At 36.4% G+C, this 19,714-nt stretch carries 19 protein-coding genes; 4 read left to right on the forward strand and 15 right to left on the reverse strand.

Going from position 1 to position 19,714, the window contains the following annotated elements; all coding sequences use genetic code 11:
- Nucleotides 1-19: 19 nt before the first annotated feature.
- Together MKY29_RS10620 and MKY29_RS10625 are read left to right on the forward strand one after the other, a co-directional pair.
- Nucleotides 20-1,024: a permease gene (locus MKY29_RS10620; protein ID WP_340879731.1), complete on the forward strand. Its 1,005-nt coding sequence runs from the start codon at nt 20-22 to the stop codon at nt 1,022-1,024.
- 8 nt (nt 1,025-1,032) lie between these two features.
- Nucleotides 1,033-1,902 carry a TIGR03943 family putative permease subunit gene (locus MKY29_RS10625; RefSeq protein ID WP_241599577.1) on the forward strand — a complete coding sequence of 290 codons (870 nt, stop codon included), beginning with the start codon at nt 1,033-1,035 and terminating at the stop codon, nt 1,900-1,902.
- A gap of 316 nt (nt 1,903-2,218) precedes the next feature.
- On the opposite strand, the gene MKY29_RS10630 is transcribed toward MKY29_RS10625, so the two are convergent.
- The 4 genes from MKY29_RS10630 to mce are packed head-to-tail and all read right to left on the reverse strand — an operon-like array spanning nt 2,219 to nt 5,808.
- Complete coding sequence (locus MKY29_RS10630; protein WP_340879732.1) at nt 2,219-2,704, reverse strand: chemotaxis protein CheW; 486 nt, start codon at nt 2,702-2,704, stop codon at nt 2,219-2,221.
- Nucleotides 2,705-2,720: 16 nt separating this feature from the next.
- Nucleotides 2,721-3,833 carry a M20/M25/M40 family metallo-hydrolase gene (locus MKY29_RS10635; RefSeq protein WP_340879733.1) on the reverse strand — a complete coding sequence of 371 codons (1,113 nt, stop codon included), beginning with the start codon at nt 3,831-3,833 and terminating at the stop codon, nt 2,721-2,723.
- A 14-nt stretch (nt 3,834-3,847) separates the two neighbouring features.
- Nucleotides 3,848-5,395, reverse strand: a complete 1,548-nt coding sequence (locus MKY29_RS10640; RefSeq protein WP_340879734.1) for an acyl-CoA carboxylase subunit beta — start codon at nt 5,393-5,395, stop codon at nt 3,848-3,850.
- A 2-nt stretch (nt 5,396-5,397) separates the two neighbouring features.
- A complete protein-coding gene (mce, locus tag MKY29_RS10645) occupies nt 5,398-5,808 on the reverse strand; it encodes a methylmalonyl-CoA epimerase (protein WP_090569554.1) in 411 nt (136 codons plus the stop codon).
- A gap of 124 nt (nt 5,809-5,932) precedes the next feature.
- On the opposite strand from mce, the gene prli42 reads away from it, so the two are divergent.
- Nucleotides 5,933-6,028 carry a stressosome-associated protein Prli42 gene (gene prli42 / locus MKY29_RS10650; RefSeq protein WP_241599582.1) on the forward strand — a complete coding sequence of 32 codons (96 nt, stop codon included), beginning with the start codon at nt 5,933-5,935 and terminating at the stop codon, nt 6,026-6,028.
- Between the two features lie 465 nt (nt 6,029-6,493).
- Here prli42 and MKY29_RS10655 read toward each other — a convergent pair whose 3' ends face one another.
- Genes MKY29_RS10655 through MKY29_RS10670 form a run of 4 tightly spaced genes read right to left on the reverse strand, consistent with a single transcriptional unit; the run spans nt 6,494 to nt 11,866 of the window.
- A complete protein-coding gene (locus tag MKY29_RS10655) occupies nt 6,494-6,934 on the reverse strand; it encodes a BrxA/BrxB family bacilliredoxin (protein WP_090569557.1) in 441 nt (146 codons plus the stop codon).
- Nucleotides 6,935-6,976: 42 nt separating this feature from the next.
- Entirely contained in the window at nt 6,977-8,071 is a 1,095-nt protein-coding gene (gene meaB, locus MKY29_RS10660) for a methylmalonyl Co-A mutase-associated GTPase MeaB (protein ID WP_340879735.1), read from the reverse strand.
- On the reverse strand, nt 8,071-10,230 hold the full coding sequence (scpA, locus tag MKY29_RS10665; RefSeq protein ID WP_090569560.1) for a methylmalonyl-CoA mutase: 2,160 nt from the start codon (nt 10,228-10,230) through the stop codon (nt 8,071-8,073). The genes meaB and scpA overlap by 1 nt, the downstream gene beginning before the upstream one ends.
- Nucleotides 10,217-11,866, reverse strand: a complete 1,650-nt coding sequence (locus MKY29_RS10670) for a methylmalonyl-CoA mutase family protein (RefSeq protein WP_340879736.1) — start codon at nt 11,864-11,866, stop codon at nt 10,217-10,219. The genes scpA and MKY29_RS10670 overlap by 14 nt, the downstream gene beginning before the upstream one ends.
- A gap of 197 nt (nt 11,867-12,063) precedes the next feature.
- On the opposite strand from MKY29_RS10670, the gene MKY29_RS10675 reads away from it, so the two are divergent.
- Entirely contained in the window at nt 12,064-12,828 is a 765-nt protein-coding gene (locus tag MKY29_RS10675; protein WP_340879737.1) for a zinc transporter family protein, read from the forward strand.
- Between the two features lie 191 nt (nt 12,829-13,019).
- On the opposite strand, the gene MKY29_RS10680 is transcribed toward MKY29_RS10675, so the two are convergent.
- The 7 genes from MKY29_RS10680 to MKY29_RS10710 form a co-directional block, all read right to left on the reverse strand.
- Nucleotides 13,020-13,769 carry an ABC transporter permease gene (locus MKY29_RS10680; protein ID WP_340879738.1) on the reverse strand — a complete coding sequence of 250 codons (750 nt, stop codon included), beginning with the start codon at nt 13,767-13,769 and terminating at the stop codon, nt 13,020-13,022.
- Nucleotides 13,766-14,530, reverse strand: a complete 765-nt coding sequence (locus MKY29_RS10685; protein ID WP_340879739.1) for an ABC transporter ATP-binding protein — start codon at nt 14,528-14,530, stop codon at nt 13,766-13,768. The genes MKY29_RS10680 and MKY29_RS10685 overlap by 4 nt, the downstream gene beginning before the upstream one ends.
- 171 nt (nt 14,531-14,701) lie before the next feature.
- Nucleotides 14,702-15,043, reverse strand: a complete 342-nt coding sequence (locus MKY29_RS10690) for a DUF1048 domain-containing protein (RefSeq protein ID WP_093495832.1) — start codon at nt 15,041-15,043, stop codon at nt 14,702-14,704.
- A 71-nt stretch (nt 15,044-15,114) separates the two neighbouring features.
- The gene (locus MKY29_RS10695) at nt 15,115-15,435 is read right to left on the reverse strand and encodes a PadR family transcriptional regulator (RefSeq protein ID WP_340879740.1); all 321 of its coding nucleotides are present in this window, start codon (nt 15,433-15,435) and stop codon (nt 15,115-15,117) included.
- A gap of 396 nt (nt 15,436-15,831) precedes the next feature.
- Entirely contained in the window at nt 15,832-16,725 is an 894-nt protein-coding gene (locus MKY29_RS10700) for an ABC transporter ATP-binding protein (protein WP_340879741.1), read from the reverse strand.
- Complete coding sequence (locus MKY29_RS10705; RefSeq protein ID WP_340879742.1) at nt 16,725-19,205, reverse strand: ABC transporter permease subunit; 2,481 nt, start codon at nt 19,203-19,205, stop codon at nt 16,725-16,727. Before MKY29_RS10705 ends, MKY29_RS10700 begins: the two co-directional genes overlap by 1 nt.
- Nucleotides 19,206-19,352: 147 nt before the next feature.
- Entirely contained in the window at nt 19,353-19,670 is a 318-nt protein-coding gene (locus MKY29_RS10710) for a hypothetical protein (protein WP_340879743.1), read from the reverse strand.
- Between the last annotated feature and the right edge of the window lie 44 nt (nt 19,671-19,714).

The following is a 19,714-nucleotide window of genomic DNA, read 5'->3' on the forward strand; positions in this document are numbered from 1 at the left end:
GAGATTCGGAGGATAAACCATGAGGGGTCAAGGAATTTCAACATGGAAGGAAACTGCGATTACAGTAATATTTGGCGTAATTGTTTTTTCTTTTATAGCTGCAGATTATATACAAATACATTTTGAAATTCCTAAGGTTTGGCTTAATGCTGCTACAATTTTTTTAAGTATAGTTTTAGAAGCATTACCTTTTGTCTTTTTAGGTGTATTTGCATCAGCTTTAATTCAAACTTTTGTTTCTGAAAATACTATTCAGAAATTAATTCCCAAAAATCCTTTAATTGCAATTATACCTGTTGCATTATTAAGCGCATTATTTCCAGTATGTGAATGTGCTATTATTCCAGTTGTAAGAAGATTGATAAAAAAAGGGATGCCATTACACTTGGGTGTTATTTTTATAGTTGGATCCCCTATATTAAATCCAATTGTTTTTGCATCTACTTATTATGCATTCCAATCTACACCAGGTATTGCGTATGCCCGAATGTTTCTAGCTCTAATATTAGCTATTCTAATTGGTTTCTTAATTCATCTCTTTTACCGTAATAACAATCAATTAAAATGGACAAAAAATGAATTTTTGAATGATTCAGTTTGGGTAAACGAAAAGAAAAGCTCAAAATTAAAAATATTAATGTTTAATGCAAGCGATGAATTTTTCGATATGGGGAAATACTTAATTTTCGGAACAATTTTAGCTAGTCTATTTCAGACATTTTTCGATAGAGAGATTTTGGTTAGTCTTGGGGCAAACGATATAGTAGCCCCTCTAGTAATGATGGGTCTTGGATTTATTTTATCTCTATGTTCAGAAGCGGATGCGTTTGTGGCCTCTTCTTTTGCACATACATTTTCTACAGGGTCTCTACTGGCATTTCTAGTATACGGACCAATGTTAGATATTAAAAGTTCTTTAATGCTATTTGCATACTTCAGAACTAAATTTGTGATTGGCTATATGATTATTATTACATTATCCGTGTATACGATAATTTTAGTTTTCCAATATTTATTTTTGTGAGGTGGAGTATGCAAAAAGAGAGAGATTATAGTTTTCATATATTATTAAGAGGTATTATATTGATTGGTTTTTTTCTGCTTACTTTTAAGTTGGCTTTGACTGGAGATATCGAATACTATATTGCACCAAAAATGATACCCTTCTCTTACTTTGCTATAGGTGTTTTGTTGATATTAGCGGTTATACAAATTTGGAGAAGTGGTTCCAAGAATAAGATGGATCTTTTCTGTAATTGTGGTTTTGATCATAATAATAGCTCGTTCCTCCAAAGTGGTTTTATTTATTCTTTATTTTTTTTACCTATACTAATTGGATTTTGGTTTCCAGATACGATTATGGATAGTTCCATTGTCGCAAATAGAGGCATCAACTATGGTTTAAATTCGTCCTTACAGCAGACAGAATTTGGCGGGGATTCTTCAGCACTTTCTGAAAATAGTGACATAAGCTATTTGGATGAAGGAAACACGGTTTATAATAATAGATTAGAGCTAAAGAATGAACTACTTAATAACCCGAAAATCATTGTAAAAGATGAATTTTATTTGGATACTTTAGATATTTTTGTTAATGATTTAAATTCATTTATCGGAAGAGAAATTGAGATTATGGGTTTTGTCTATAAGGAGCCTGACTTAAAACCAGATCAATTTGTTATATCACGAGTGGCAATTGCTTGTTGTGTAGCCGATTCTTCTGTATTTGGAACTATAGCCACAACGGATATATCTCACCCAGTAGTCATGGATGAATGGATTAAAGCAACTGGAATCTTGGCGAAAACAAATGTAGATGGCCAATATTTACCAAATTTACAAATAAACAAAATTGAACGAATTGAACAGCCAGAGGACCCATATGTATACATTCCCTACTAACACATGAGGGGTTCTCTGCACTTAATAAAGATTGGTTAAAAGACGCCTAGTTCTCTCTCAACAGAACCTAGATATGCTGTTGATTGTATCAAAGGTCGGACGCTTTCCGTGGGCACGGCTTCAGCCGCTTCCTTTGCTCCTACGCAAGCTCGTCGCAAAAACTCGCCCGTGAATGCGCCCACATGAAACAGAAATCACTGGATTATTCGTGCTTTAGAGACCCATGAAACCAGTATTCAAGGAGAATTTTTATATACTTTCTTATCAATAAAAAAAGGTAGCTATATAAGCTACCTCCCTTAACTAAAACATGAAACTAGTTATTAATAGTCTCTTCTTTCTTTACTTCTTCAACATATGTTTGAATATCTTCAAAACCTTCTAATGAACTAACTAATATAGAAGCATCTACAATTGTAATCATTCGATTTTCTAAGTTTGCAACAGCTGTGAAATAACGTGTTTTCGTATAATTTACTAGACCAATTTGCTTTAGATTATCCTGATCAATATCTAAAATTTCTTTCGCTTCTTTCACAAGAAGACCAACCGTCATATCTTCAGTATGAATAGTAATTACTCTTGCTAATTCTTGATCAATACCACTACGGTTATACAAAACTTGTTCAAAATCGATTATTGGCACTAGCTCTCCTCGAATTTTCATCAAACCAATTAAATAATCTGGCAAGTGCGGTATTGGGTTTACATGCTCTAATTTCTCAATGGAGACTACATGTTCAATTGAAACTGCATAATCTTCATTTCCACATTGAAATACTACTACTTTTTCATTGCTCAACACAGTCACCTCCTATTTATTCTGCCGCTACTAAAACGATCTCTACTATTAAATCGGCTAGTTTCTCTAATTCTTCAATAGGCATGCGTTCATTTGTTGTATGAATTTCTTCATACCCTACAGATAAGATAACAGTAGGAATACCAAATCCAGCAATAACATTTGCATCACTGCCACCGCCACTAGTCTTAATCTCAGCAGTCCTTCCAATTCGCTCTACTGCACGTTTAGCAACCTGTACAACAGAATGGTGTTCTTCAAAATGGAAGCCTGGGTACATTAATTGTGTTTCAGTTACCGCTTTACCTCCAAATTTTTCAGCTGTTTCTGCAAATGTTGCTACCATATGTGCAACTTGCGCATTAAGTTTATCTTTATTGATCGAGCGTGCCTCAGAAAGAATATGCACTTCATCACAGACGATATTAGTTGCTTGTCCACCTTCAAATCGACCGATATTAGCAGTCGTTTCAGCATCTAATCTTCCTAACTTCATAGCAGAAATAGCTTTTGCAGCTAAAGTTATAGCAGAAATACCTTTTTCAGGAGCCACTCCAGCATGAGCAGTTTTTCCAGTAATAGTTGTCCACAGCTTAGATTGGAAAGGAGCAGCTGTTACAATTCCACCGACAGTCCCATCACTATCAATCGCATAGCCATATTTTGCAGTTAGCAAAGAAGCATCTAATTCTTTTGCTCCTACTAGACCACTTTCTTCTCCAGCGGTAATAACAACCTGTATATCCCCGTGCTCTATAGATTGCTCTTTCAATCGACGAATAGCTTCAAATAATGCTGCTATTCCAGCTTTATCATCAGCTCCTAAAATTGTTGTTCCATCCGAGTATATATAACCATCTTCTTTTATAACGGGTTTAATCCCTTTACCTGGTACAACAGTATCCATATGAACCGTAAAGTATATTGGGTCTACGTTTGGAATAGATCCCTTTAAAGTTCCGATTAAATTTCCAGCTCCGTGACCATTTCTAGAAGCAGAATCATCTTCAATAACAGTAAATTCAAGCTGTTCTAATTTACTTTTTAAAATAGGTGCAATTACTCCCTCATACTTTGTTTCAGAATCTATTTGAACTAGCTCTAAAAATTCATCTATTAATCGACTCATTTAAAAGTCTCCTTTTATAATGGAATATTACCATGTTTTTTGTTTGGTCTAGTTTCTTTCTTATTCCGCATCATTTCTAATGACTGAATTAACTTAATACGTGTTTCTCGAGGGTCAATAACATCATCGACCATTCCCATTGAGGCCGCTACATATGGATTTGCAAATTTTTCACGGTATTCCTCAATCTTTTCCGCACGTACTACTTCAGGATCTTCACTTTGAGCAATTTCACGTGCAAAAATTATATTGGCAGCTCCGTTTGGCCCCATAACTGCTATTTCCGCATTAGGCCATGCAAAAACAACATCTGCCCCAATTGACTTGGAGTTTAGAGCAACATAAGCACCTCCGTATGCTTTTCGTAAAATAACTGTTATTTTAGGAACGGTTGCCTCTGAATAAGCAAATAATATTTTAGCTCCATGGCGAATAATTCCACCATGTTCCTGTTTAATACCTGGGAAGAATCCAGTTACATCTTCAAACGTAATGATAGGGATATTGAAGGAATCACAAAAACGAATAAAACGTGCAGCTTTGTCTGAAGAGTCTATATCTAATCCTCCAGCCATTACTTTTGGTTGGTTACAAACTAGACCAACTACCTCGCCTTTAATACGAGCTAGACCAATAACTATATTTTTAGCAAACTCCTTTTGCACTTCCAAGAAAGAATCTGTATCAACTATCTGTTCAATAACCTTTCGAACATCATAAGGACGGATTGCCTCATAAGGAACGATATCTGCTAATTCAGAACGATAATCATCCTCATCTTCAACAACAGCTAAAGGAGCTTTTTCTTCAAAGCTTTGTGGTAAATAACTTAATAGCAGACGGACACTTTCTAATACTACCTCTTCCGTCTCCCCACGGAAATGTGCATTTCCACTTATAGTGTTATGTACTTTCGATCCACCCAGGTCTTCGGCAGAAATTTTTTCTCCGGTAACTGTTTCTATAACTTTAGGACCTGTGATAAACATTTGGCTAGTTTCATCTGTCATAAACACAAAATCAGTTATAGCAGGCGAATACACAGCTCCACCAGCACATGGACCTAAAATCACAGAAATTTGAGGTATAACGCCGGAATATATGGCATTACGATAAAAAATTTGTCCGTATCCATCTAGTGAAACAACGCCTTCTTGAATACGAGCACCACCGGAATCGTTTAACCCAATAAACGGCGCTCCATTTTTTGCTGCTAAGTCCATTACGTTCGCAATTTTAAGTGCATGCATTTCTCCCAAAGCTCCACCAAAAACTGTGAAATCTTGTGAGAATAAATAAATTGGACGACCATTCACTTTCCCGTAACCAGTTACGACCCCATCTCCAGGACCTTCTTGCTTGTCCATTCCGAAGTCAACTGTACGGTGCTTGATAAAAGGGTTTAACTCTACAAATGAATCTTTGTCTACTAGTAATTCAATACGTTCACGAGCAGTCAACTTCCCTTTTTCATGCTGCTTTTCAATCCGTTCATCTCCGCCACCAAGTTCGATTTTACGTTTACGATCATATAAGTCATTGATTTTTTCATAAATATCCATAATTACTTCTCTCCCCCGGTTTTGTCGACTAATTCATAAAGTACTCCATGAGATGCTTTTGGATGTATAAAAGCTACCTGAGCACCATGGGCACCAGCTTTTGCAGTCTCTTGTATAAGCCGAACTCCCTTGTCTTTCAGCTCATCCAAACGCTGCTGTATACTTGTAACGCCAAAAGCTATATGATGAATACCTTCACCTTTTTTTTCGATAAATGAATGAATCGTACTTGTATCATCGATTGGTTGAAGCAATTCTAAATGGACATTGCCGCTATCAATAAAAGCTACACGAACTTTTTCTGATACAACATCTTCAATATGTACTAGTTTTAACCCCAATGTATCTATGTAATATGGAAGAGAGTCTTCAATACTTTTTACAGCAATACCAATATGATCAATTTTCTCCATTTTTACACCCCTTTTGTAAAACGCTTACCTTTTCCTATTGTACCTATTTCAAAAAAAAATCTCTACCTCTTGTGCATTTTTATGTTTTTGTTAAAATAAAGGTACAAGCTAAAGGAGAGAAATTATGCAAAATCAAAAATTTCGTAAAGTTATTGTTTATTTAATGATTTTAGTAATGGTAGTGTCTACATTACTAATGGGAATCAGCTTCGTTCTTTAATGTCAAAACCCTATTACCAAGTGAATTTTAGAGATGCTGGTTAGTTGTGTCGGACGTCACAACCAACTAGCATCTCTTTTTTTCGGTTATCTTATTACGTTTCCCTGTCCGTCGCCCTCCTGCAACTCTTTTAAACAGGATAAATGCATTTTGGATAACTAGAGAATAGATACTTCCCTATATATAGAGCAAGCTCACGAAGATACAATTTCGATCGCAATCTTACTTCTTTATTTAGTAAATACTTACTTTTTCTCTTTATTTCCACTAGATAAAAGAAAATCTGCATTCTTATCTATCATTGGATAATAGCATTTCTAACTTAAAAGGGATTCTATTCTAATTAATTTTATCACGATCTAAAATTTGTCCAATCTTATCATCTAAGTGATAGGCTATGCTCTATCTTGAAATGACAAAAACCAGCGAATGCATTTCAAAATGCTTCCGCTGGTTTTTATTTTTTTATACTTCTTCACAATATTCTTCAAATAATCCTTGAAGATGTGTGATTACTGAAGTTGGAGCATGGCCTTCTATCTCATGACGACCAATTTCTGCTACTGGTTGTCCATCTTTCAACAGTACAAATGATGGAGAGGAAGGTAAGTGATCATCACCGAATAGATTACGTGCTTGTTGAGTTGCTAATTTGTCTTGACCAGCAAAAACAGTAACTAAATGGTCCGGACGTTTATCATAATGTACAGAGTTTGCTGCAGCAGGGCGAGCAATACCTCCAGCACATCCGCATACTGAGTTTACCATTACTAATGTTGTTCCTTTTCGAGCAAATGCAGCGTCTACATCTTCAGGTGTTTCAAGTTGCTCATAGCCTGCTGCTTCCATTTCTCCACGAGCTTGTACCAGTATATCATTCATATATAGATTGAAATCCATATTCATTTATGCCACTCTCCTTTTTTAAACTATATTTATCTTATCAGATTATAGGTTTGGATTCGAGGAAAAAAGATCGTCAACCGCTTGCGAAACCGTTATTTTTTCGTTCCGCACTAATTGCTCTAATTTTGCCATTGATTGTTTTCTTTCATTAGAAGAAAAAAAGTCATCATATAATCGATCGACAATCATTGATTTAAACCATTCAACTGTTTGTTCTTTTCTTCTTTGTTGCCATACAGTTTTTTCCTTCATCACTTGCTGGAAATGAAGTATATTTTCCCAAACGATATCTAAGCCAATTTTTTGTAGCGAAGATACTGCTAGTGCGGGAGTCTTCCAATATGGTGAGGAAGGTGCTAGAAAGTGAAGTATTTGCTTATACTCAGCAACTGTTTTTTTGGCTAGCTTTTCATTTGATCCGTCTGCTTTATGAACAATAATAGCATCAGCAAGCTCCATTATTCCTTTTTTCATCCCTTGAAGTTCATCTCCTGCACCTGTAAGCGCTAACAATAAAAAGAAATCGACCATTCCTCGTACAATCGTTTCACTTTGACCTACACCAACCGTTTCAACTAAAATCACATCGTAACCGGCAGCCTCACAAAGAAGCATCGTCTCACGAGACTTTTTGTGTACGCCTCCAAGTGTACCTGCAGTTGGGGATGGTCTAATAAATGCGTTCGGATGTCTGGAGAGTTCTTCCATTCTTGTTTTGTCCCCTAGAATACTTCCACCTGTCAAGGAGGAACTAGGGTCTATAGCTAGTACTGCTACTCTATATCCCTGATCGCATAGCATTTTACCAAATGACTCGATAAAGGTACTTTTTCCTACTCCAGGAACTCCAGTTATTCCGATACGAACACTGTTACCAGTAAATGAAAGTAAGTTTTTCAATAATTGCTGTCCGATATGCTGCTGATCAAATACAGTACTTTCTATAAATGTTATCGCTTTTGCTAAATGTAACCTGGAGCCATTTTGTATATTTCGGATATATTCCTCTTCATTGATTTGAAGAGGCTTTTTTTTGGAGAACTTTTTAATAGAAGCCTTCCCCACACCATCATGTTGCGATTTAATACCACTCATCACATGCATAGTAGAATCGTTATTATTATCCGTTTTTGACATTAATCTTCCACTTCCTCGTAGCCAAGGCGCTTATAAATCTCTTCAATAACTTTTTGTGCTGCTACTGGAATAACTGTTCCTGGTCCGAAAATAGCGGAAGCGCCGTTGTCACGCAGGAAAGAATAATCCTGTGCTGGGATAACACCACCAACAACGATTAATATATCTTCTCTACCAAGCTTAGCTAACTCCTCTTTCAATGAAGGTACTAACGTCATATGTCCAGCAGCTAATGAACTTACTCCGACAACATGAACATCATTTTCTACCGCCTGTAGTGCAGTTTCTGCAGGTGTTTGGAAAAGTGGACTAATATCAACGTCAAATCCTAAATCAGCAAATGCAGTTGCAATAACCTTAGCTCCGCGATCATGCCCATCTTGACCCATTTTGGCGATTAAAATACGTGGGCGACGACCTTCGTTTTCCCGGAAATCCTCTGCCATTTGTTTCACTGCATCAATCTCTTCAGCATCATTAAAGTTTGCACTATATACACCACTCACAGAACGAATCACCGCCTTATGTCTGCCTGCTACCACTTCGATTGCATCTGAAATTTCACCAATAGTTGCACGTTCCCTAGCAGCAACAACAGCAGCTTCTAACAGATTTGTTTCACCAGTTCTTGCTGCATCAGTTAATTTAGTTAACGCTTTTTGTACTGCTTTTTCATCACGGTCAGCTTTAACTTTTTCTAAGCGTTCCATTTGTTTTTGACGAACGACAGTATTGTCTATATTTAAAATATCAATAGCATCTTCTTGCTCTAAACGGTATTTGTTTACTCCAATGATAACTTCTTTAGAAGAGTCAATTTGTGCTTGTTTTTTAGCAGCTGCTTCTTCTATCTTCATTTTAGGAAGACCGGTTTCTATCGCTTTTGCCATACCTCCAAGTTCTTCAATTTCTTCAATCAAAGTCCATGCTTTTTCCATTAATTCGTGTGTTAGTGTCTCGACATAGTAAGACCCACCCCATGGATCTATTACCTTTGTCATATTCGTTTCTTCCTGTAGAAAAAGTTGAGTGTTACGAGCTATTCGAGCTGAGAAATCTGTCGGCAAGGCAATTGCTTCATCTAGAGCATTTGTATGAAGTGATTGTGTATGCCCCATTGCAGCTGCGTTTGCCTCTACTAAAGTTCTTGTAACATTGTTAAATGGATCTTGCTCGGTTAAACTCCATCCAGACGTTTGAGAATGTGTACGAAGAGCTAATGATTTCGGATTTTTCGGATTAAAGCTTTGCATCATTTGCGCCCATATTCTACGAGCTGCACGCATTTTAGCGATTTCCATAAAATAATTCATTCCGATTGCCCAAAAGAATGAAAGTCTTGGCGCAAATGCATCAATATCTATTCCGGCAGCTAACCCTGTTCGAACATATTCTAAGCCATCAGCTAAAGTGTAAGCTAGTTCAATATCAGCTGTTGCTCCAGCTTCTTGCATATGATAACCGGATATTGAAATAGAATTAAATTTCGGCATCTTTTGAGCTGTATAAGCAAAAATATCTGCAATAATTTTCATAGACATTTCCGGTGTATAAATATATGTGTTACGAACCATATATTCCTTTAAGATATCATTTTGAATCGTACCAGCTAACTGCTCTGTAGTAACGCCTTGCTCTTCTGCAGTCACAATATAGAAGGCTAGTATTGGAAGTACTGCACCATTCATCGTCATTGATACAGACATTTGGTCTAATGGAATTCCATTAAATAATATCTTCATATCTTCAACAGAGTCAATTGCAACTCCTGCTTTTCCTACATCCCCGGTAACTCGTTCATGATCAGAATCGTAGCCACGATGTGTAGCAAGATCAAATGCAACCGATAATCCCTTTTGTCCCATAGCCAGGTTTCTTCTATAAAAAGCATTACTTTCTTCCGCAGTTGAAAAACCAGCATACTGACGAACAGTCCAAGGTTTCGCAACATACATCGTTGGATAAGGTCCCCTCGTGTTCGGTGCGATACCTGGTAGATCATTTAGATGTGGGAATTCAGACGTATCTTCCTTGATATACATTTGTTTTAAATGAATTCCTTCATTCGTTAAAAAGGAATCTACCGCTGCCATTTTTGGATGTCCTTCATTTAATAACACTTCTTTAATAGATACATTATCGTAATTAGGCATTGTCATTTGAATCCTCCTTTTTAGCAAGGGCAAGTAATTGTTGCCCTTTTTTAAGAAGTGATTGTCCAGCATAGATACTTCCATATAACCCGGCATCTAACCAGTCTTCATACTCCTCAAATTTCCCGGCAACATCCATTGGAACGGACAGATTTTCATTTAGTATTGCAGGTACTAAACCAGCCGTTTGCTCATCGTTACCAACAAATACAACATAGTTAATATTTTTTTCATTTATCCATTTTTGTAGATCAAATGGTTTTAAATTTTCAGGAGCTACAATTGGTGAAATCCCTAATGCGATTAAATAACCGTTAACAAAATCCATCCGAGCCTTATATTCTTTTAAAATGCCAAAGGGAATAATTGCAGTGTTTAATGGATTATCTTGGAATGATTTTCTTAATCGTTCAAAAGGTTCTGCTAGTCGTTTATAATCTGTTTGTTTAATAGAAACTCCTAGAATATCATCTGGATTTGCATAAGTATTCGTTCCAATTAACGATTTTTTACGTGTAGAGAGTTGAGCAAGTTGCTCGTTCCATTTCACTTCTGCTCTTTCTAAAAGTATTGCTTCTCTATTCTCAACAGTTGCTTCTTTCATTAAAGTTAAAAAGTATGCCCACGTTTTTTCGACAAGTTCATTCGTTAGTGTGTCTACATAGTAAGAACCACCTGCTGCATCTACAATACGCTGGGTATGCGTTTCTTCTTTTAATACGAGTTGCATATTTCTTGCGATTCGATTGGATGTCGGTGTTGCTCCAGTCAGATAATCATGTGGATACGTTGTCAAACTATCCGCTCCACCAAGAACGGCAGCTAGCGCACTATTACCAGAACGCAAAATATTAACGTTTGCATCTAATACGGAGTAAGACCTTAAAGAGGTTTCGGTATGTACAGGAATTGCTGCTATATTAGATTTCCCATATGCTTGTCCGAAAGCTTGCCATAGAATACGAAATGCTCGAATTTTCGCTATTTCCATAAAGAAATTATTTTCAATCGAAAATTGTACAAATGCGTTTGAAACAAGCTTCTCTATCCCCGAATTTTTAGCAAACTTATCTGCTTGTACTAATACGCTAGCTAGCTCACTAATAGCATCTCCACCTTCTTGATGGATGGTAGAGCCATTTAAGAAATATGTTCTAGCATTCAAAAGTTCTACATCCTCTACACCTTTTACTAATCCTTTTAGGTCTGAGAAATAAGTTAAAAAAGCTGGATCATTTGTAACATCTAAAATAGCAGTGTGCTTCTTCAATAGCTCTGCTAGCTCATCTTTTTCATCTGTTTGCCAATTATGTTCTTTTTCTATTTTAAAATGAACAACATCATTACCTTTTTTAAGTGACTCTTTGATTCCCTCAAGTATCTCCTTACTTGAAGAACCTTCTACAACTTGTGCGGTCAACCAGCCAGAAGACTTTTTTGCATCACGAACAATAGCGGTTTGTGATTCTGGAATATTTTCCATATCTTCTAAAGAATAAAGCGGTTTCAAAATAATATCTTCTAATGTTCTAGTTGATAGTGACTCCAAAGTTTTCCCCTTGAGTGATTTAAGTGCTACTTGCTCCCATTGGTCAAGTGTTGCTCTATTAAACGAAGTTTGTTTCATTTTATCTATTGTCATATGAACGCTTTCGCTTCCCCCTATGTATAAAAGTAATACTAATTATATTTTAACTGACTCTAATTGCATTAGAAAGGGAAACTTCCTTTTTACTCAGTATCTCCAGTTGCTCTTTTAGTTGCTCCCTGTGTAGGACACAATTAGAAACGATTCTGAATTGTGTCCTACACAGGGACACCTCAAAAAATTATCGTCAGATGTATGAAAGTTTTGCGAGAAGAACACATACACTTAAACAACATCCATCTAATTTGTATGCAGAGGAAATGATAAATTTGAGTGCATTAGTTCTTGGGGGATTACTTTTTTTAAGTGTAACTGTAGGGGCAGTAATTGCAGGGATAGTATCTAAAATATTTCAACATTCTAATGAAGGTTTGGCTCTTATATGCGGTGGATTTTTGATTGGCCTTCTAACACTAGACATCATTCCGTCGGCATTAAACTCATATAAAACTCCTGGTATGGCTCTTGGAATATTGTTAGGTTATATGTTTTTACTTTTAGTTAAGAAATCACTTCATTCTTCAATTAGACCATCTGGTTATCTACTTACTATCGCACTTGTTATACATACAATTCCTTTAAGTTTAACGATTGGAAGCTTACTTGGTGATTCCCTTTTCAATCACTCTTTAACAATGTCTACCATTTTGCATCATATACCAGAAGGATTCGTTCTTACTTCTATATTTCTTTCACAGGGGCAGAAACTAATCGGTTTAATCCTTTGTTTTATCGGTTTGTCATTCTGCTTTAGTTTGTTTATATGGATTGGTAATCACATACATCTTGGTATAAAGGCTCAAAGTGTTCTTTTAGGTGTCTCTATTGGTCTAATAGCAGTTACGAGTATAAAAGAATTCATTTTACAAAATGTTCGAGCTTTATCAATTAGGACATCCACTACTTTTGTAACTATGGGATTTGTTATCAGTTTCGTGTTTCATATGGTGTTCTAAAGCAAAAGTCTGTTTAGCAACCAATCAATAAAAACGACAGAAGAAAAGTTTATTTTTCTTCTGTCGTTTTTTATGAATTAGGTAACATTATTTAGTATTTGCACATTATATGAGTAATTATCGTTATCTATCTATTGTAGTGATTTCAGGATAATTCAGAATTGTTTCTAATTGTATCTTACACAGGGACACTACCCTAACTTGCGTTTAAATTCTTTAATGGCGAAAAAGTAAGCGATGAGCATAATGCAAACACACCAGGCAAGTGCAGTCCAGATATCATTGCCAACTTCCCCTTTATACAATAAGGAACGAATCGCATTAACAATTGAAGTTACGGGTTGGTTCTCAGCGAACGCACGGACAATTTTAGGCATAGTTTCAGTTGGGACAAAGGCCGAACTGATAAACGGCAAGAAAATTAGCGGGTACGAGTAGGCATACGAACCTTCCATAGACTTTGCTGTTAATCCCGGAATGACCGCTAGCCATGTAAGCGCCAATGTAAACAAGCCGAGTATTCCGGCTACCATGAGCCAATCCAGAATATCAGCGCTGGAACGGAAGCCCATCAGGAGCGCGACGAGAATAACAACCCCAATAGTAAGTGCATTGGAAACGAGCGAGGTTAACACGTGAGCCCACAATATGGACGAGCGCTTGATAGGCATGGTAATGAAACGCGCCATTAATCCGCTCTTTACATCCGTAAACAGCCGCACGGAAGTGTAAGCCACACCGGATGAAATAGCCATCAGCAGAATTCCCGGTAATAAATAATTAACGTAGTTGTCCGTGCCTGTTTCTATAGCTCCTCCAAATACATAAACAAATAGCAGCATCATCATCATCGGCGTAATCGCCACAGTGATAATCGTATCTGGACTGCGCATGATATTACGCATTAATCGCCCAAGTAAAACACCTGTTTTGCTTTTCATTTACTTACCTCCTTTTTACTGATGATCGCAAGGAAAATTTCCTCTAATGTCGGCTGCTTCTCGATGTATTCCACTTTGGCTGGTGGGAACATCTCTTTAAGTTCATTAAGAGTACCCGTCGTAATAATTTTTCCACCATGTAGGATGGCGATACGGTCCGCCAATTGTTCAGCTTCCTCTAAGTACTGAGTCGTCAGTAAGACGGTAGTGCCACCTCCGGCAAGCTCCTTGACTGTATCCCAGACTTCAATCCGGGCTTCGGGGTCTAGTCCTGTCGTCGGTTCATCAAGAAAAATGACTGCTGGCGTCCCTATCAGACTCATGGCGATGTCGAGCCGGCGCTTCATCCCACCAGAATATTGGTCCGCCCGGCGGTTGGCTGCATCAAGTAGGCTGAAACGTGTAAGCAAATTGTCTACGACTTGATTTGGATTGGAGACTCCCCTCAACTTAGCGATCATCAGCAGGTTTTCCCTCCCTGTGAGCACTCCGTCCAATGCTGCAAATTGCCCAGTGAGGCTGATGTTCTGACGTATGTGTTCTGGTTGCCCATAAACGTCAAAGCCACAAATAACTGCTTCACCTCCATCAGCTTTCATCAACGTTGACAGTATGTTAACCGTAGTCGTCTTACCCGCCCCATTTGAGCCCAGTAGTGCAAAGATTTCACCACGCTGCACCTCAAAATTCACCCCTTTTAAAACTTCCTTTTCTTTAAAGGATTTTTTTAAACCTTTCACAATAATCGTTGCATTCCCCATACTTTTTTCCTCCTTTTTAATAAACGCTTCGCAAAGCAAGATTTTCTTTAAACCCCTATATAGTCTGACTGATAATCTGTACTACTTACTACCGTGCGTAAAATTAACTGAATAACGAAGGTGACAGTTCACGTTTGCATCGAGCTATTCAGTCGGTAATATTTATTGAATTTATTTTTTTCCTAATTGCTTCATGATACTCAGATTCAAATCCTCACGATACTTTGCGACATAAGTTTTAGCATTTGCCACTAATTCATCAGCAAAGGATGCCACATCGTTCCCAGTGATTTCTAACACTTGCCTGCCATCCGCAGCACCGGCTTCAAACAAATCGATTAGTTCATACTGTATGTGTAGCATATCCATCCCGTTGCCCGCTGAGAAATTCCACATGTAATTTTGGATTTTCTTAAATACAAACTTGTAGTCCTCTGGCAAGACTTCAACTCGTGCCATCATCACCTTGTACTCTTTCTTATCACCAATCAATTTTTTGAACATTTCCATCATGTTATATTTCCTCCTCTTATTATATAGCTGAAAAAGACAGTCCAAAATATTATTCTGTTTATCTTATGAAGCTAGTGTGACTTCAAGATATTGATTTTTGAGGATACGAAATCCCATTTTTTCCAAAATAATTCTAGTTCCAGCTGACCGGCCTCATTAAGTGAATAAAATTTGCGAGGCGGCCCCATATCCGACGGCTTCTTTTCTATGTTTACAAGTTTTTTCTTTTCTAATCGCACAAGAATGGTGTAAACTGTCCCTTCCACGACTTCGGTAAATCCAAGTTCGTTCAGGCTGCGAGTAATCTCGTAGCCATATGTTTCATGGCGGCTGATGATTTCTAGAACGCAGCCCTCCAGGGAACCCTTCAGCATTTCAGTTAAATTTTCCATGTTCAGAGCCTCCTCTAATCTGTATGGCTTATATTCAGTACAACTTAGTACTAAGGATAATTTTTACTTAATAGCTTTTGTGATATAAGCTATTAAGTATCGCTTACTACAAGTACATCGTAACACGTAGTAGTCGGGAAGTCAATAGTAATAGTGCCCAGTGTAAGAAACAATTCCAGGACAATTCTAGATTATTTATAATTGTCCATTGCACATAGAAAAGTTTATGTCCAAGGTTTTTAAACTACGGTCTTATAACACCCCCTTACAATTAAATATTGCCCCGACCAACGCCCCTTATTTTTCGAAGATTTATCCTTCGTAGCGAATTACTTTTATATCTCGGATTATTAGTCGCTTCATATTACAGTAAAACGCCTTTACCGCTTAAAGTTATTAAGCCTGTTCTTTTTTTAAAACTTCATAAAAATGCTTATATCTTTCCTCCAGATTTGGTTTAATTTGATTGACCGATTGAATTTGCACCTTATTCATTAGAAGCCACTCCAAGTATTTACCAACATCGTAATTGTGATTTGTAATTACGATGTTTTCCGATATTTGGTGTGGCAATTGACAGTCCGTCATTAGATTTTCTAATATGGTTACATCAGTAACTTTAACCTCAATTTGATAAGGCAGCTTCATCTCTAATTTAATATCGTCTTTAAACAACATTCCTTCCCTGATGAACCAAATTGTTTTCGTTAAATCCTCTAAAATATCCAAATTATGTGTGGAGATGATAAAGCTAATCCGTTGGGCATGTAATTTACGGATTAATTCCTTCAATTCGATTGTACTTGTCGGATCCAAACCGTTGAAAGGTTCATCCATTAATATAATAGAAGGCTTTGTTAATATGCTTAGTGCAATAAGCAAATGCTGTCTCATCCCATATGAGTAGGTTTTTACAGGTTGGTCGACATAAGTGCTGATTCCAATTTGATCAATGACCTCTTCAATCGCTGATTTTCCTAACTGATAAATGTTTGCGACAAAAGCTAAATGGTCGTACCCAGTTAACTGCATATATAAGTAGTTGTCGCTTGGTATAAATGAAACTAATTTGTAAAAATCGGAATTCTGATTAGAAATATTTTTAACCTTCACTGATCCACTTTCTACCTCCTCTATTGCCAAAATAGATCGTAACAAAGTAGATTTCCCCGCCCCATTTGGACCAACGAGACCGACGATTTCACCTTCATTAATATTAAATGAAATATCTTGCAATATAAGTAGGTTCCCATACTTTTTTCTGAGCTGATGAACTTGTAATAAGGACATCATGACACCCTCTTCCTTTTTGGTATGAACCCTATGAGGAACAACAACAATCCACTAGACAACAGAATCATCCAACCATTATTGAAGTTGACAGTAGGAGAGTTCGATAATACTGACTTCCAACCATCGACAATATGCCATGTATCAAAATAAATGAATGGATTCAGATGTATAAATGATGCAGTAATGTATTGGTTTGCTAAATAATAACCTGCCACTGAGACTAGTACCGTGATGATTATAGTCACATAATGATTTTTCACCCACTTACCAATTAGACTGAATAAGCTATTCAAGAAGAATATTTGAGCTACGATAAGAACTCCATTTTTTACGATCAGCACGATTAAATTTTCAAAGAAAAAGTGGACATTATCGACATTTGAAAAAAACATTTCATCATCCGTAATTCCTGTTGCATAGACTAAAATCGGATAGTTTGATTCACCCAAACCGCCTATTAATAAACTGATTATGAATACGACACCTCCACTAATCAGCAGCATACTATAAGCATTCACTAGATTGTACGCCCATTTGCTTGCGTAAATTGACCTGAAAGTAATCGGCTTAGTGGTCAAAAAATGAATGGATGGATTCGGCCTCTGCTCCTCAGAAAGACTCGTCCATAACAGCAGAATAAAAATACCCAAGACAATCAGCATCATATTCCAATCTAAAAATTTATAAAGAGAGAACAAGCCGCTATTTCCGTATTTCGTATTTCTCTCTTGTGACGATTTCATTAAATTGTAATGCACGCTATCCACTGCATAACTTGGGTCATTGAAATGAGATATCCACTGATACCCGATTGGCCAAGGTGTAATATTTTTCTCATCTAAAATACGCTGTTGCTCCTCGGAAGCCATTACGGTTACATTCCACATGGAAGGATCTAATTCTTTGTATGACTGAGAATATTCCATGATTTCTCTATACTTTTTAGAGAAATCTATAGAACCAATTTCATCCTTCAATCCCTCTAAATTGTTATATTTGTTTTCGATGTCTTTGATCATTATCGAGTATGGATTTTCTTCAGGAAACTCAGTTGACTTATCTTTTGATTCCTCAGAACTAGACTTCATTTTTTCAGCTTCCAAATCAAACTCTTCTTCAATTACTTTCCACTGCACTTGTTGATCAATAAGTATATTTTGGAAGTCTTCAATGACATCCAAGTATATTGTCGGTAGTTTTTGAAAGGCTTGATTTACAACAACAAATGTACCCCCAATAATCCCAACCAACATGATAAACGTGAAGATTACATGACCTTTGCGCTTCTTTTTAATTTGTTCAAATTGAAGCAACTTCCACTTAGGTTTTGGAACATACCTCTTGCGAGCGTGAGAAAAAAAAGAAGTTCTTAGAACAGTCCGTTTAGATTTAAATACCGGATAACAAGCAGCAAAACATATTATAAGCAAGATCAGCATTCCAACTAAATAGGTTATAAAACGATTCGGATCTAGTAATTGTTTTTCATATAAAACTATTAAATGAATTGGATTTACCGCATGAAATCCAAAGTGAACGGACCAAATGTAAGCAATTACGATTGGAAATGCAATGATTGCTATCAGAAAGCTAAAAGAGATTCGGTATTTGAACAAACATATTGCTAGTACCAGCATTAATGAAACAAATATCCCCCAACCGATAGGAAGGTATAGTAGCCATTTCCACACCGGCACCAATAAAGTATCTGTATCAATGACTACTTCAATTGGATAGTGAATCATACCCAAATTCCCTGTCACTATTGGGGGCAACAATGATAAGAAACTAGCTAGGATTGTATACGTTAATAAGAGTATTAAAAATGGCATCAAGTAGCCATAATAGACTGTTATATTTGAAAGTGAGATGACTTTAAAAAATTCGAATGTTCTATTCTGGTCATCGGATATCAATTTATAAATAAAAATGAGTAAGAAAAGAAATGCAGTAAATGGACTGAATACAATTTGAAATAATTGTTTTGAAAATAGTGCTGTGTTATAAGGCGTTTCTTGTTCTGTATAAGTTAAATCATGCCTCTGTAAAGTGGCTGCTTTCAGCTGCTCAACTTCTAAAAGCTTTGTATTATTATAATTTATAAAGTCATAATTTTCATATAGGTTATATTCTTTGAGATATGCTAGGTTTTCGGTAGAAATGTTTAAATCTCCTATTCCTAACTTAGTTGATATGTCTTTCAAATACTCTTCTTGAACGAGTAAACTATCAAGTGCTATTTGCTGCTCTTCAGGTAAACCAAGATGACTTTTTTTATTTAATAGGTTACCAATCAAAAAATTAACAGTTTCTTTGCGATGATCAAACGTATCTTGTAACTCTTGTGAAGTTGCTCCTGATTGTTGACTATTGATAGTCAACAAAGTAACCATAAAAACAATGAGAATAATAGGAACTAATAATATATGTTTACTTTTCAAGTTCCCCTTCATAACGAAACTTGTAACTTCTTTCATGAGTTCCTCCTTGAAAACCGTTCGTATATTTCAGAAAAGAAAACAACCCTTTAAATAGTGAAATCTACAGAAAACTGCAGTTTAAACAACTACTTAAAGGGAAGGGGTCAAACTTGGCCATTATTTCATCTACTCTATTATATTTTATTAGTCTTCAACTTGAAGTACAGTTGGCGCATAAGGTCCTGTTTTTAAATAACCTGAGAAAAATGAATAGTTTCCAGTCCCATCTGAAAAACCTCTATTATAAATATATCCTGAATAAGTTTTGCCATTTCTAGTTTCAGTAACCCACATAGATTGTTGCCTTGTAAAAGGAACTACTTTTGTAACAAATATTTCTTCAGAAGCTACACTAATCATTGTTTCTTTGCTTTGAGCCGCTTGTACATTTTCAACTTGAACTGCGAATCCTAAACTTAAAACAACAACTAAACTTAATGTTAAAATAATAATTTTTTTCATATAGAAAGTTCCTCCGTATCCATAATTATTTTATTTAACAGGAA

This window comes from Psychrobacillus sp. FSL K6-2365, assembly GCF_038003165.1.
In the GTDB taxonomy this organism is placed as follows: Bacteria; Bacillota; Bacilli; order Bacillales_A; family Planococcaceae; genus Psychrobacillus; species Psychrobacillus psychrodurans.

Bases quoted from the DNA above. Each gene is read 5' to 3' on its own strand.
- scpA (WP_090569560.1), bottom strand. From the start codon at position 10,230: ATGACAATGCCTAATTACGATAATGTATCTATTAAAGAAGTGTTATTA.
- MKY29_RS10625 (WP_241599577.1), top strand. From the start codon at position 1,033: ATGCAAAAAGAGAGAGATTATAGTTTTCATATATTATTAAGAGGTATT.
- MKY29_RS10710 (WP_340879743.1), bottom strand. From the start codon at position 19,670: ATGAAAAAAATTATTATTTTAACATTAAGTTTAGTTGTTGTTTTAAGT.
- meaB (WP_340879735.1), bottom strand. From the start codon at position 8,071: ATGTCAAAAACGGATAATAATAACGATTCTACTATGCATGTGATGAGT.
- MKY29_RS10695 (WP_340879740.1), bottom strand. From the start codon at position 15,435: ATGGAAAATTTAACTGAAATGCTGAAGGGTTCCCTGGAGGGCTGCGTT.
- MKY29_RS10680 (WP_340879738.1), bottom strand. From the start codon at position 13,769: ATGAAAAGCAAAACAGGTGTTTTACTTGGGCGATTAATGCGTAATATC.
- prli42 (WP_241599582.1), top strand. From the start codon at position 5,933: ATGCAAAATCAAAAATTTCGTAAAGTTATTGTTTATTTAATGATTTTA.
- MKY29_RS10620 (WP_340879731.1), top strand. From the start codon at position 20: ATGAGGGGTCAAGGAATTTCAACATGGAAGGAAACTGCGATTACAGTA.
- MKY29_RS10685 (WP_340879739.1), bottom strand. From the start codon at position 14,530: ATGGGGAATGCAACGATTATTGTGAAAGGTTTAAAAAAATCCTTTAAA.
- MKY29_RS10675 (WP_340879737.1), top strand. From the start codon at position 12,064: ATGTATGAAAGTTTTGCGAGAAGAACACATACACTTAAACAACATCCA.
- MKY29_RS10670 (WP_340879736.1), bottom strand. From the start codon at position 11,866: ATGACAATAGATAAAATGAAACAAACTTCGTTTAATAGAGCAACACTT.
- MKY29_RS10635 (WP_340879733.1), bottom strand. From the start codon at position 3,833: ATGAGTCGATTAATAGATGAATTTTTAGAGCTAGTTCAAATAGATTCT.
- mce (WP_090569554.1), bottom strand. From the start codon at position 5,808: ATGGAGAAAATTGATCATATTGGTATTGCTGTAAAAAGTATTGAAGAC.
- MKY29_RS10690 (WP_093495832.1), bottom strand. From the start codon at position 15,043: ATGATGGAAATGTTCAAAAAATTGATTGGTGATAAGAAAGAGTACAAG.
- MKY29_RS10640 (WP_340879734.1), bottom strand. From the start codon at position 5,395: ATGGATATTTATGAAAAAATCAATGACTTATATGATCGTAAACGTAAA.
- MKY29_RS10655 (WP_090569557.1), bottom strand. From the start codon at position 6,934: ATGAATATGGATTTCAATCTATATATGAATGATATACTGGTACAAGCT.
- MKY29_RS10700 (WP_340879741.1), bottom strand. From the start codon at position 16,725: ATGTCCTTATTACAAGTTCATCAGCTCAGAAAAAAGTATGGGAACCTA.
- MKY29_RS10705 (WP_340879742.1), bottom strand. From the start codon at position 19,205: ATGAAAGAAGTTACAAGTTTCGTTATGAAGGGGAACTTGAAAAGTAAA.